Annotated in this window: 14 protein-coding genes; 6 read left to right on the top strand and 8 right to left on the bottom strand. The window is 62.1% G+C overall.

Annotated features, from left to right (window positions below; translation table 11 throughout):
- Window positions 1-100: 100 nt before the first annotated feature.
- Both grxD and NKH06_RS05080 read left to right on the top strand, forming a co-directional pair.
- On the top strand, window positions 101-436 hold the full coding sequence (gene grxD, locus NKH06_RS05085; protein WP_006332883.1) for a Grx4 family monothiol glutaredoxin: 336 nt from the start codon (window positions 101-103) through the stop codon (window positions 434-436).
- Window positions 437-685: 249 nt separating this feature from the next.
- Window positions 686-1870 carry a multidrug effflux MFS transporter gene (locus NKH06_RS05080; protein WP_352892539.1) on the top strand — a complete coding sequence of 395 codons (1185 nt, stop codon included), beginning with the start codon at window positions 686-688 and terminating at the stop codon, window positions 1868-1870.
- Here NKH06_RS05080 and NKH06_RS32000 read toward each other — a convergent pair.
- The 4 genes from NKH06_RS32000 to rpsD form a co-directional block, all read right to left on the bottom strand.
- Complete coding sequence (locus NKH06_RS32000) at window positions 1867-2274, bottom strand: UCP034077 family protein (protein WP_502914406.1); 408 nt, start codon at window positions 2272-2274, stop codon at window positions 1867-1869. The genes NKH06_RS05080 and NKH06_RS32000 overlap by 4 nt on opposite strands.
- Window positions 2275-2329: 55 nt before the next feature.
- On the bottom strand, window positions 2330-3163 hold the full coding sequence (locus tag NKH06_RS05070; RefSeq protein WP_352892431.1) for an inositol monophosphatase family protein: 834 nt from the start codon (window positions 3161-3163) through the stop codon (window positions 2330-2332).
- Window positions 3153-4037, bottom strand: a complete 885-nt coding sequence (ttcA, locus tag NKH06_RS05065; RefSeq protein WP_352892428.1) for a tRNA 2-thiocytidine(32) synthetase TtcA — start codon at window positions 4035-4037, stop codon at window positions 3153-3155. The genes NKH06_RS05070 and ttcA overlap by 11 nt, the downstream gene beginning before the upstream one ends.
- A gap of 108 nt (window positions 4038-4145) precedes the next feature.
- Window positions 4146-4763 carry a 30S ribosomal protein S4 gene (rpsD, locus tag NKH06_RS05060; protein ID WP_023759539.1) on the bottom strand — a complete coding sequence of 206 codons (618 nt, stop codon included), beginning with the start codon at window positions 4761-4763 and terminating at the stop codon, window positions 4146-4148.
- Between the two features lie 375 nt (window positions 4764-5138).
- On the opposite strand from rpsD, the gene NKH06_RS05055 reads away from it, so the two are divergent.
- Window positions 5139-5348: a hypothetical protein gene (locus NKH06_RS05055; protein ID WP_023810329.1), complete on the top strand. Its 210-nt coding sequence runs from the start codon at window positions 5139-5141 to the stop codon at window positions 5346-5348.
- Between the two features lie 84 nt (window positions 5349-5432).
- Here NKH06_RS05055 and NKH06_RS05050 read toward each other — a convergent pair whose 3' ends face one another.
- The 3 genes from NKH06_RS05050 to NKH06_RS05040 all read right to left on the bottom strand — a co-directional run bounded on the left by NKH06_RS05050 (window position 5433) and on the right by NKH06_RS05040 (window position 7393).
- Window positions 5433-5621 carry a DUF3008 family protein gene (locus tag NKH06_RS05050; protein ID WP_023810328.1) on the bottom strand — a complete coding sequence of 63 codons (189 nt, stop codon included), beginning with the start codon at window positions 5619-5621 and terminating at the stop codon, window positions 5433-5435.
- 64 nt (window positions 5622-5685) lie between these two features.
- On the bottom strand, window positions 5686-6486 hold the full coding sequence (murI, locus tag NKH06_RS05045) for a glutamate racemase (protein WP_023810327.1): 801 nt from the start codon (window positions 6484-6486) through the stop codon (window positions 5686-5688).
- Window positions 6479-7393 (bottom strand): RNA methyltransferase, encoded by a 915-nt coding sequence (locus tag NKH06_RS05040; RefSeq protein ID WP_128303273.1) that lies wholly within the window; start codon window positions 7391-7393, stop codon window positions 6479-6481. The genes murI and NKH06_RS05040 overlap by 8 nt, the downstream gene beginning before the upstream one ends.
- Window positions 7394-7608: 215 nt before the next feature.
- Here NKH06_RS05040 and NKH06_RS05035 point away from each other — a divergent pair, with 215 nt between their 5' ends.
- The 3 genes from NKH06_RS05035 to NKH06_RS05025 are packed head-to-tail and all read left to right on the top strand — an operon-like array spanning window position 7609 to window position 10048.
- Window positions 7609-8820, top strand: coding sequence for an NADP-dependent isocitrate dehydrogenase (locus tag NKH06_RS05035; RefSeq protein ID WP_128303272.1), 1212 nt, complete (start codon window positions 7609-7611; stop codon window positions 8818-8820).
- A gap of 10 nt (window positions 8821-8830) precedes the next feature.
- Window positions 8831-9451, top strand: coding sequence for a glutathione S-transferase family protein (locus tag NKH06_RS05030; protein WP_128303271.1), 621 nt, complete (start codon window positions 8831-8833; stop codon window positions 9449-9451).
- A 15-nt stretch (window positions 9452-9466) separates the two neighbouring features.
- Complete coding sequence (locus NKH06_RS05025) at window positions 9467-10048, top strand: demethoxyubiquinone hydroxylase family protein (RefSeq protein ID WP_352751540.1); 582 nt, start codon at window positions 9467-9469, stop codon at window positions 10046-10048.
- A gap of 6 nt (window positions 10049-10054) precedes the next feature.
- Here the strand turns inward: NKH06_RS05025 and alaS are convergent, their stop codons facing one another.
- Window positions 10055-12721, bottom strand: coding sequence for an alanine--tRNA ligase (gene alaS / locus NKH06_RS05020; RefSeq protein WP_128303270.1), 2667 nt, complete (start codon window positions 12719-12721; stop codon window positions 10055-10057).
- Window positions 12722-12808 lie beyond the last annotated feature (87 nt).

Raw genomic sequence — 12808 nt, 5'->3', positions numbered from 1 at the left:
TCAGCCACGGCACGGCTAACGTCTTGTTTCGAGCAATCGTTGGGTTTATTTGAAGGGATATGTTTCGAGCCTGACTCCCACAGGCGGGAAAGGATTTTCCATGAGCGGTATCAACGACTACATCGACAATGAAGTGAAGGGCAACGACGTCGTCCTTTTCATGAAGGGCACGCCCGGTTTCCCGCAATGCGGATTTTCCGGCCAGGTCGTCCAGATCCTCGACTATATCGGCGCCGACTACAAAGGCGTGAACGTTCTGGACTCGGCTGAACTGCGCCAGGGCATCAAGGAATATTCCAACTGGCCGACTATCCCTCAGCTCTACGTCAAGGGCGAATTCGTCGGCGGCTGCGATATCATCCGCGAGATGTTCCAGGCCGGTGAGTTGCAGACATTCCTCGTCGAGAAGGGCGTCAGCGTCAAAGGCGCCGCCTGATTTCTGTTTTGTGCATATTGCCATCCGAAGGTTGATTTTGATTTTCGGGGTCATGCACAAAGGCGTCGGGGGCAGCTCGGCAATTTTCATGTCCTGAACCCAGGACCAAGACGAGCCAATGCGCCGGCCCGCCGGCGCATTTTCGTTTGAAAGATCGGACTTGCCGTGGACCAGTCAAAACCAGAGCCGCAATCGGCAAGCAAACTGCCCATTCCGCGCTGGGAGTTCATAGCCCTATGCGCGGCGCTGATGGCGCTGAACTCGCTGGCCATCGATATCATGCTGCCCGCGCTGCAGCAGATCGGCGCCTCGCTCGGCGTCGAAAATGAAAACCACCGGCAGTACGTCATAACGGCCTACATTCTGGGCTTCGGCGGCGGACAGTTGTTCTTCGGGCCGATCTCGGATCGCTTCGGGCGTCGCGCACCGCTGGTCGCCGGGCTGGTGATTTATGTCGCCGCGGCGGCGGCTGCCGCCATTGCGCCAAGCTTTGAAACACTTCTGCTGTGCCGAGCCGTGCAAGGCATCGGTGCGGCCGCCACCCGCGTCATCGCCGTCTCCATCGTGCGCGATACGTTCGACGGCCGGCGCATGGCCGAGGTGATGTCGCTGATCTTCATGGTGTTCATGGCGATACCGGTCATTGCTCCCGGCATCGGCCAGTTCATCATGCTGTTCGCGACCTGGCATTGGATCTTCGTCACCATGGCCGTCGGTGCGCTCCTCGTCTCGGCCTGGTCGCTGCTGCGCCTGCCTGAAACGCTGCATCCCGAACATCGCCGGCCGCTGACCGTGAACTCGATTGTCGGTGGGTTTCGCATCGTGCTCACCAACCGCATTGCGATCTGCTATGCCTTCGCCAGCACCTTCATCTTCGGCGCCATGTTCGGCTTCATCGCTTCGGCGCAGCAGATCTATGTGGACATCTTCCATGTCGGCGAGATGTTCCCGGTCATCTTCGCCGGGGTTGCGGGCGTGCTCGCCTTCTCCAACTTTCTGAATTCGCGCCTTGTCGGCCGCATCGGCATGCGCCGCCTGTCGCAAAGCGCACTGCTGCTGTTCCTGGTCATCAGCCTTGCCTGGCTGGTGATTTCGCTGGAAATGAAGATGCCGCTCTGGCTGTTCATCACCTTCTTTGCCTGTGCCATGCTTCCGTTCGGTGCGCTCGGCGCGAACTTCAACGCGCTGGCCATGGAACCGCTCGGACAACTGGCCGGCACGGCGTCGTCGATCCTCGGTTTCATGCAGACGTTTCTCGGCGGCATTCTCGGCACGCTGATCGGCCAGGCCTTCAACGGCACGGTGACGCCGCTGGCCGCCGGCTTCTGCAGTGTCTCGGTCGCGGCGCTGCTGATGATCTTCATCGCCGAGCGCGGCAAGATGTTCCAGCCACAGAACCCGCCCGTTTCAGGGCACATCACCGACTTGCATTAGGACGCACCTTCAAGAGTTGCCGTGAACCGAGGGGCAAGCATGCGCCCTGCGATTGCTTCACCCATGCTGTCCGAAAAAGGCAATGGCAGAGCGTCATCAAGTGCCCTGAGGATGGATGCCACGAAGGCCCTGCTGCGCTGGGCATCGGTTCCCAGATCGGAATATGTGGCGCGAGGCTTGCCAATCAGTGTGCCGTTGCGGCGAAGCGAGAACCGCAGTGTCAGGGACATGCCCGCGGTTCCGGGTGGCGGCTTCCAGCAGGCATAGATAGCGTCCGACATCTCCCTTATCGTATCGACGGGATCGGAACTGCGACAGCTGCGCTCTTGCGATTTTGCTTCCAGGGAACTGGCAAACAAGACGGCGGCAAGAGCCGCCGCGACAAATGCGAACCGAGGTTTCATTCGAGAGCCTCCGGATTTGCGTGAAATTGCACCGCTCCTTCGGCTAACGCAGCAATTAATCCTGTGCCGCCCAGAGTTCGCGGCGCAATTCGTGCCAGCTTTCGCGATCGGGCGCGACAAGCAGGCCGCCGCCGAGATGCGAGGGCAGATAGGTGCTGCCGTCGAAGCGCGCCGCGTGGCCGCCGGCCTCTGCATGGATCAGCACGCCGGCCAGGTGATCCCACGGCATCAGCTTGTTGTAGACGACGAAGTGGGCATGGCCGCTCGCCAGCAAGCGGTATTCGTGCGCGGCGCAGCGATAGGCGAATTGCGACAGGATCTTGGTCTGGTTGCGCGCCAGCCGCGACCGCTCGGGTTCGGGCATATATTGCCAGGAGACGGAGCCGGTCATTTCCGAGATCAAGGCGGGTGCCGCGACATGCACCTTCTCCAGGCTGCCATGCGCATGCCGGATATGGCTGCCGGCGCCCCTGGCGCCGATCAGCCAGTCCTTGCCGACCGGATCGTGGATGATGCCGGCGACCGTCTCGCCCTTGACCACGACCGCCAGCATGACGCCGAACAGCGGCACGCCGGAGGCGAAGTTGAAAGTGCCGTCGACCGGGTCGATGACGAATGCCAGATCGGCATCGCCCAACCCGTTCAACAGCGCCGGATTGTCGGAACAGGCCTCCTCGCCGACGACCATCGCCTGGGGATAGCGCTCCCGCAGCCTGGCGGTGATGAGCCGCTCGGCATTGACGTCGGCTTCGGTCACCAGGTCGGCGGCCGAGGTCTTCTGCCTGATATCGCCGTCGCCCAACCGGCGAAAACGCGGCATGATCTCGGCTTTTGCGGCGTCGGACAGAAGACCGGCAAGCCAGTCGATCGCAGTATCGTCAAATGTCATCGGGAACGTCTTGCCTGGCTGTGAGGGTTTCATTGAGGGCGGCGAAATCGAACAGCTTTCTGTCGAGCAGATGCGATGGCCTGCTGTTCGACAGCGCGCGCAGCATCGTATCCTTGCGGCCCGGCATGCGCCTTTCCAGATCCTCGAGCATCGCCTTCATGGCGTTGCGCTGAAGACCTTCCTGGCTGCCGCAGAGATCGCAGGGAATGATCGGGAAATGCATGGCGGCGGCGAATTTTTCCAGATCGGCCTCGGCGCAGTAGCTCAATGGCCGCAGCACCATGACGTCGCCCTCGTCGTTGAGCAGTTTTGGCGGCATGGCGGCGAGACGGCCGCCATGGAACAGGTTCATGAAGAAGGTTTCGAGAATGTCCTCACGATGGTGACCGAGCACAAGCGCCGAGCACCCCTCCTCGCGCGCAATGCGGTAGAGATGGCCGCGCCTGAGGCGAGAGCAGAGCGAGCAATAGGTGCTGCCCGCAGGAAGCTTGTCGGTGACGACGGAATAGGTGTCCTGATATTCGATCCGGTGGGCAATGCCGTGGCTGTCGAGATAGTCCGGCAGGATATGTTTGGGGAAATTGGGCTGGCCCTGGTCGAGATTGCAGGCCAGAAGATCGACCGGCAGCAGCCCGCGCCATTTGAGGTCGAGCAGCACCGCGAGCAGGCCGTAGGAATCCTTGCCGCCAGACAGGGCAACGAGCCAGCGCTGGCCGGGCTTCACCATCGTGAAATCCTCGATCGCCTGCCGGGTCAGCCGCAGCAGCCGCTTGCGCAATTTGTTGAATTCGACCGAGGACGGCACGTCGGCGAACAGCGGATGGAAGCCGCCTTCGCTGTCGGCGATCGGTTCGATGTCTGGAAGCATGTTCATGGCATGTCGCTTTCAGTGGCCCAGAGCGCCGGATTAGCGGACATGACCGACAAAGAAAAGGCCGCCTCGACGGGCGGCCTTTGCTTGGTATCGCAGAACGCGCTCGTTTTAGCGCGAATAGAATTCGACGACCAGGTTCGGTTCCATCTGCACGGCGAACGGAACGTCCGCAAGGCCAGGGATGCGCGAGAAGGTCGCGACCATCTTGTTGTGATCGGCTTCGATGTAGTCCGGCACGTCGCGCTCGGCGAGACCGACCGCTTCCAGAACGATGACCAGCTGCTTGGACTTTTCGCGCACTTCGACGACATCGCCCGGCTTGCAGCGATACGAGCCGATATTGACACGCTTGCCGTTGACGTTGACGTGGCCGTGGTTGACGAACTGACGGGCGGCGAAAATGGTCGGCACGAACTTGGCGCGGTAGACGACCGCGTCGAGACGCGATTCGAGCAGGCCGATCAGGTTCTCCGAGGTGTCGCCCTTGCGGCGGTCAGCCTCTTCATAGACCTTGCGGAACTGCTTTTCCGAAACGTCGCCATAGTGACCCTTCAGCTTCTGCTTGGCGCGCAGCTGCAGGCCGAAATCGGAAAGCTTGCCCTTGCGGCGCTGGCCATGCTGGCCGGGACCGTATTCACGCTTGTTGACCGGGGACTTCGGGCGGCCCCAGATATTTTCGCCGAGACGGCGGTCGATCTTGTACTTCGCGGATTCGCGCTTGCTCATCGCATTCCCTTTTCAAAACAATACACCCGGAACCTCATGGTCCGGGTGAAGGAAACGCGCCCTCCTCTGGCCTCCGTTTTCGAGACCTGACAGGGTTTTCCCACGCAACGCGGCGGAAAACCCACGGGACACGTCAGTTCAAACAAGATAGTAGAATTGGATTTCCACGCATCTTGCCCACATAAAGAAAACCACCGGGCATTGCGGCCCGGTGTTGGGGCGCTGATTAAACGGAGATTTAACCGGTGTCAAGCTTGTGGCTGGCGTAGGCCATGGCGACGATATAGCGTCTCTGGGTTGAGTGCAGTGCCGGATGTGGCGGGAGGTTGCGCCAGCGGCATCAGGAAGGGACCGGAGCAGAGGAGCTACATTCGCATGAAGAAATTCTTCCTTACCCTGACAGGAGCCGCTGTGTTGGCGGGATCCATGGCGGTCCTGACACCGGAGCCGGCGGAGGCCAGGCATTGGCAAGGACACCGGCATCACCAGGCTTGCCGCATCGTGATCAAGAAGAAGGTTATCTGGCGGCACGGCCACAAGAAGGTCATACGCTACAAGATCAAGCGCTGCAGCGGGCGCTGGTAGGCTCCTATCCGGTCTCAGGCGGCCGATATCATTTCAAAGCCCGCGGTCTTGGCCGCGGGCTCTTTGATTCCGGATGCTTAACCCTTAGTCTTTCGACTTCTTCTCCGGCAGGCCCTTGCGCTTCGTCTCGGCGAATTCCTCGAGCTGCTTTTCGCTCATCGATTCGTACATTCCCTTGGAAGCGCCCTGGAGTTCGCTCTTCTTGGTCTCGCCGCGCTTGGCCGACAGAGCCGCGCCGGCGGCTTTCTGCTGGGCTTTCGAGGTGGCTGGCATGGCTCTTTCTCCCGTTAGAATCTGGAGAAAAACGCAACGACTGCCGTGATGTTCCGCTTCGCAATCACGACATCGCCAGCCCGAAGCCCTGTATTAGGCGACGGGTCGGAAAATCGGCTCTTTTCGATGTGAAGACGGCAAGGTCGGGGCCTTCAGGCAGCATCTCGCCACGACCGCTCGGATCGATGTCGGCGAGAAGCGACAGCGCCCGGCGCGCGATCGCTTCAGCGGGGTCGAGCCAATCAACCGGCCAGGGCGCCGTCTTGCGCATGCGATTGGCCAGAAAGGGGTAGTGTGTGCAGGCGAGCACGACGATATCCGTACGCAGCGCATCATGTTCGACGAAGCACGGCGTAATCTCAGTGCGCACGGCTTCTTCATCGACGAAGCCCTCACGCATGTAGATCTCAGCCAGTCCCGCCAGCCTGTCGCTGCCGACCAGGCGGACATGGCATTTCTGCGCCCATTTGCTGATCAGGTCGCGCGTGTATTGGCGCTTGACGGTGCCAGGCGTCGCCAGCACCGAAACCAGCCCTGAGCGCGTGCGTTCCGCCGCCGGCTTGATCGCAGGCACCATGCCGACGAAAGGATGCTCGGGAAATCTATCGCGCAACGCATCGATCACCAACGTCGAGGCGGTGTTGCAGGCGATGACGGAAATGGCCGGCGCAAAGCGCTCCAGCAGTTTGCCGAACAATTCGAGTATATGCGCCCTCAGCGCCGGCTCTTCCCAAGCGCCGTAGGGAAACGCAGCGTCGTCGGCGACATAGATGAAGCGGCGGTCGGGCATCAGCACGCGTGCCTCGCGCAGCACGGTAAGCCCGCCGATGCCCGAATCGAACATCAGGATCGGCCGCTCAGTCATTGTCGGTTCCTTTTCCGCCAAGCGGCGGTATGTCATCGTCCTTGCCGGTGTCGGCAAAGCGCGCCGCCTCCGCCTTGCGGGCACGCGCGGCGGCCGCGGGCAAGCGCCGCGGATCGTCGCCAGGGGACCCGTCGCCGCGCGGCATCGCCGGAGAAAACCTGTCGAGCGACGAGATGATGCCGCGCAGCACCTTGAGCTCCGGTTCGGCAAAGCCGGGGCGTGTGAGCACCGCGCGCAGATTGTCGACCATTTTCGGCTTCTTCGGCGCCGGCCGGAAATAGCCGCGCGCTTCCAATGCGCCTTCCAGATACGCAAACAGGCCGTGCAATTCTTCCTTGCTTGCCGGCTTCATGTCCGGGCCGGAAAAATTGGTCTTGGTCTCATCTTCCAGGCCGGACTTCATCCATTCATAGGACATCAGCAGCGCGGCCTGGGCGATGTTGAGCGAGGAGAAATCGGGATCGACCGGGAAAGTGACGATCTCGTCGGCCAAGCCGACCTCGTCATTGTAGAGGCCGAAGCGTTCGCGTCCGAACAGGATGCCAGTGCGTTGTCCCATTGCATGATGGGTCCGAAGCATCCTGCCCGCCTCCACCGGCCCGCGCACGGATTTGAAGCCGTCGCGCTGCCTGGCCGTGGTTGCGAAGACAAAATTCAAGTCGGCGAGCGCCGAGGCCAGGTCGTCGAACACTCTCACGGCGTCGATGACATGGTCGGCGCGGCTGGCCGCCGCGCGTGCCTTCTCGCTCGGCCAACCATCACGCGGGTTGACCAGGCGCAGCTCCGACAGACCGAAATTGGCCATGGCGCGCGCGACCATGCCGATGTTCTCGCCAAGCTGCGGCTCGACGAGGATGATCGCCGGGCCGGCGACTGCAATGCTATCGGGATCTTTGATGACGGGCATGATTGTCAATGAACTGCTGTTTGCGGCATTTCAGCGTCCCTGCCATATTCGGCCGGGAAAATGAAGCATTCGCAAATGACGACGGCTCTGGCCTCCAATTCGTGACCGATCGCCGTTTGCGTGGCCAAAAGCGCTTTGATATACGGGCGACATCTCCCGGCCCAACGCCACGCGGGCAAGGCCGTCCCATATCCCAGCAACGAGGCATTCTTTCCATGGCGAAGATCAAGGTGGCGAACCCGGTCGTCGAACTCGACGGCGACGAGATGACCCGCATCATCTGGCAGTTCATCAAGGACAAGCTGATCCATCCTTATCTCGACCTCAAGCTTGAATATTACGACCTCGGCATCGAGCACCGCGACGCCACCAACGACCAGGTGACCATCGATTCGGCCAACGCCATCAAGAAACACGGCGTCGGCGTGAAATGCGCGACGATCACCCCCGACGAGCAGCGCGTCGAGGAGTTCAAGCTGAAGAAAATGTGGAAGTCGCCGAACGGCACCATCCGCAACATCCTCGGCGGCACCATCTTCCGCGAGCCGATCATCATGAAGAACGTGCCGCGCCTGGTGCCCGGCTGGACCAAGCCGATCATCGTCGGCCGCCATGCCTTCGGCGACCAGTACCGCGCCACCGATTTCCGCTTCCCCGGCAAGGGCAAGCTGACCATCAAATTCGTCGGAGAGGACGGCCAGGTGATCGAGCACGATGTGTACGACGCGCCCGGCGCCGGCGTCGCCATGGCCATGTACAATCTCGACGAGTCGATCCGCGAGTTTGCCCGGGCGTCGCTGAACTACGGCTTGCTGCGCAACTATCCGGTCTATCTGTCGACCAAGAACACCATCCTCAAGGCCTATGACGGTCGCTTCAAGGACATCTTCCAGGAGGTCTACGAGGCTGAATTCGAGGCCGAGTTCAAGTCGAAGAAGCTGTGGTACGAGCACCGCCTGATCGACGACATGGTGGCCTCCGCCCTGAAATGGTCAGGCGGCTATGTCTGGGCCTGCAAGAACTATGACGGTGACGTGCAGTCCGACACCGTTGCGCAGGGTTTTGGGTCGCTCGGCCTGATGACCTCAGTGCTGATGACACCGGACGGCAAGACGGTGGAAGCGGAAGCCGCGCACGGCACCGTCACCCGCCATTATCGCCAGCACCAGAAGGGCGAGGAAACCTCGACCAATTCGATCGCCTCGATCTTCGCCTGGACGCGCGGCCTCGCGCACCGCGCCAAGCTCGACGACAATGCCGACCTGAAGCGTTTTGCCGACACGCTGGAAAGGGTCTGCATCCAGACGGTGGAGTCCGGTTTCATGACCAAGGACCTGTCGCTGCTGATCGGTCCCGACCAGCCATGGCTTTCGACCACCGGCTTCCTCGACAAGATCGACGAGAACCTGCAGAAGGCGATGGCGTAAGCTAGGGCCTATGGCCAAGCCGGTCGTCTACGGGGCGGATTACAGCGTCTATGTGCGCATCGTCCGCCTTGCGCTCGAGGAAAAAGCCCTCGACTACGAGCTTGTGCCGGTCGATGTCTTCGCCACTGGCGGCATTCCCGCCTGGTATTTCGAGCACCATCCGTTCGGCCGCATCCCGGCGTTCGAGCATGACGGGTTTCGGCTCTTCGAGACGAGCGCGATTGCCAGATATGTCGACGAAGTATTCGACGGGCCGAGCCTTCAGCCGACGGAGGCTCGCGGCCGCGCACGGATGAACCAGATCATCGGCATGCTCGACGCCTACGCCTACAGGTCGATGGTCTGGGATGTCGCCGTCGAGCGGCTGGAGAAGGATGCGCCCGACGAGACCCTGATCGCCAATGGCATTTCGCAGGCGAGCAAAGCGCTGCAGACGCTCTCTTCGCTGAAAGCGCCGGGCTCGTGGTTGCTGGGCGATCGGCTGACACTGGCCGACCTGCATGCAGCACCGATCATCGGCTATTTCGTCAAGGCCGCCGAGGGGCAAAAGCTGCTGGCCGAGTTTGCCGAGATCCAGGCCTGGTGGGATCGCGTTGCAAAGCTCCCACGCTTTGCCAACCGGCTGACATAAGGCTTGGGCGCGTCCATGGATGATCTTTCTCACCAGGACGCACTCACGGTCGCCAGAATAGTCCGAGTGAACCACGCCGGCGAGTTCGGGGCGATCCGAATCTATTCGGCGCAGATTCTTGTCGCCAAGCGCTTTTGGCCAGATTGCGTGCCGTCCTTGTCGGAGATGCTTGGGCACGAGCGCAATCACTGTGCCGCCTTCCGTGCCGCCATGCCGTTGCGGCAGTCGCGACCGTGCCGGGTGATGCAATTCTGGAGCTGGGGCGGCTGGCTGCTGGGTTTTCTGACCGCCCTGCTCGGACCGCAAGGCATCTGGGCCTGCACCGCAGCGGTCGAAGCGGCGGTGCATCGCCATCTCGACGATCAGCTGTTTTTCCTCGCCGAACGCGATGGCGAACTGCACGGCATCATCCTAGCGATCCGCGAGGAAGAGCTTGCCCATCTCCATCACGCCGAGGAGCAGCTGAAATCGCCTGGACCGCTGCTCAACCTTTTGCGGTCGACGATCTCGGTCGCCACGGACAGCCTGATCTGGCTGTCCACCTGGGGCGATTCCAGCAGAATGACGCATGCGCTGAAAGCGGCAAAGCGTCCCTGATGAACGCTAGGCTGCTTCCAGCGCAGCCCTTACCGCGGCGATCGCGTCGGCCGCTTTGGAAGCATCGGGGCCACCGGCTTGTGCCATGTCGGGCCGACCGCCGCCGCCCTGCCCGCCCAATGCGGCGGAGGCCACGCGCACCAGATCGACGGCGCTGAAGCGGCCGATGAGGTCGTCGGTGACGGCCACCACGACGCTTGCCTTGTTGTCTTCGCCGGCGCCGACGAAGACGACGACGCCGGAGCCGAGCGAGCTCTTGCCGGCATCGGCCAGCGGCTTCAAATCCTTCGGCGAGACACCGGAGACCGTCTTGCCGAGGAAGCCGACACCGGCGACCGTCTCATTGGCGGCTGGAGCATCGGCTGACGATCCCCCGCCCAGCGCCAGCTTCTTGCGCGCCTCGGTCAATTCCTTCTCGAGCTTCTTGCGCTCTTCGAGCAGCGTCTCGACGCGCGCCGGCACATCGGCCGGCGAAATCTTGAGCACGGCCGCCGTCGCCTTCAAACGCCGGTCCTGCTCGTCGAGATGTTTGCGCGCGGCTTCGCCGGTCAGCGCCTCGATGCGGCGCACGCCGGCGGCGACCGCGCTGTCCGACACGACACGCACCAGGCCGATATCGCCGGTCGCCCGGACATGCGTGCCACCGCAGAGCTCGACCGAATAGGGCCGGTTGGCCTTGGCGCCATGCACGCCGGTGCCCATCGACACGACGCGCACTTCGTCGCCATATTTCTCGCCGAACAGCGCCATGGCGCCTTCGGCAATGGCATCGTCGACCGACATCAGGCGCGTGGACACCGGGCCGTTCTGGACGACGATCTCGTTGGCCATGCGCTCGACCTCTTCGAGGTCTTCCGGTGAAATGGGCTTGTTGTGCGAAATGTCGAAGCGCAGACGCTCCGGCGCCACCAGCGAGCCCTTCTGCGCGACATGGCTGCCCAGCACCTCGCGCAGAGCCTCATGGATCAAATGCGTCGCGGAATGGTTGGCGCGCAACCTGGAGCGGCGCGCATGATCTACCTTCAGTTCGACGGCGGCGCCCGTCTTGACCGTGCCGCTGGCAACCTTGCCGATATGCACGAACAGCCCGTCGGCCTTCTTCTGCGTGTCGGAAACCTCGATCGAGAACCCTTCGCCGGAGATGACACCGGTGTCACCCATCTGGCCGCCGGACTCGGCATAGAACGGCGTCTGGTTGACGACGATCGCCACCGCGTCGCCCTTGCCGGCGCTGTCGACGGTCTTGCCGTCCCTGACCAGCGCCTGGATGATGCCTTCGGCAGCTTCAGTCTCATATCCGAGGAACTCGGTGGCGCCGGCCTTCTCGCGCACGGAGAACCAGATGGTCTCGGTCGCCGCGTCGCCGGACCCGGCCCAGTGCTTGCGCGCCTCGGCCTTCTGCTGCTCCATCGCATTGGTGAAGCCGGCAAGATCGACCGAGATGCTGCGCTGGCGCAGCGCGTCCTGTGTCAAATCGAGCGGGAAGCCATAGGTGTCGTAGAGCTTGAAGGCCGTCTCGCCATCCAGCATGTCGCCGGCATGAAGCGTTTCGGTCGCCTCCGAAAGCAGGCCGAGGCCGCGCACCAGCGTCTTGCGAAACCTGGTCTCCTCGAGCTTCAGCGTCTCGGTGATCAACTGTTCGCCGCGCAGCAGTTCCGGATAGGCCTGACCCATTTCGCGCACCAGCGCCGGCACCAGCTTCCACATCAGCGGTTCGTTGGCACCGAGCAACTGCGCATGACGCATGGCGCGGCGCATGATGCGGCGCAGGACATAGCCACGGCCTTCGTTCGAAGGCAGCACGCCATCGGCGACCAGGAAGGAGGACGAGCGCAGATGATCGGCAATGACCCGGTAGGACGCGACAGTCTCCTTGTCGGGACCATGCCCGATCGCGGACGAGGCCGCGTCGATCAGGTGACGGAACAGATCGGTCTCGAAGACGCTTTCCACCCCTTGCAGGATGGACGCCATGCGCTCCAGGCCCATGCCGGTGTCGATCGAGGGGCGCGGCAGGTCGATCCGCTCCTCCTTCGTCACCTGTTCATACTGCATGAACACCAGGTTCCAGAATTCCAGGAAACGGTCGCCATCCTCCTCCGGGCTGCCGGGAGGGCCGCCCCAGATGTGTTCGCCGCGGTCGATGAAGATCTCCGAACACGGACCGCACGGGCCGGTGTCGCCCATCGCCCAGAAATTGTCCGATGTCGCGATGCGAATGATGCGGTCGTCGGAAAACCCGGCGATCTTCTTCCAGAAACCGGCCGCCTCGTCGTCCGTATGATAGACGGTGACCAGCAGCTTGTCCTTGTTCAGCCCGAACTCCCTGGTGATCAGGTTCCAGGCAAGCTCGATGGCGCGCTCCTTGAAGTAGTCGCCAAAGGAAAAATTGCCGAGCATCTCGAAGAAGGTCAGATGGCGCGCGGTGTAGCCGACATTGTCGAGGTCGTTGTGCTTGCCGCCGGCGCGCACGCTCTTCTGGGCGGTCGAAGCGCGCGAATAGGGCCGCTTCTCCAAACCGGTGAAGACATTCTTGAACTGCACCATGCCGGCGTTGGTGAACATCAGTGTCGGATCGTTGCGCGGCACCAGCGGGCTCGACGCGACGATCTCGTGACCCTCCTTGCGGAAGTAGTCGAGAAATGTCGACCGGATCTCGTTCACGCCACTCATGAATGCTGCCTTTTCGGAAGAGCCGCCGGCAAACCGGCGGAAATGGGCTCTGCGTTTTTAGAAGATTAGGACTTGGCCTTTTAGCCG

The sequence above is a fragment of the Mesorhizobium sp. M1342 genome, from assembly GCF_040317955.1.
Lineage (GTDB): Bacteria > Pseudomonadota > Alphaproteobacteria > Rhizobiales > Rhizobiaceae > Mesorhizobium.
The sequence above is the reverse complement of the archived record's forward strand: the minus strand, read 5'-3'. Positions and strand labels throughout refer to the sequence as shown.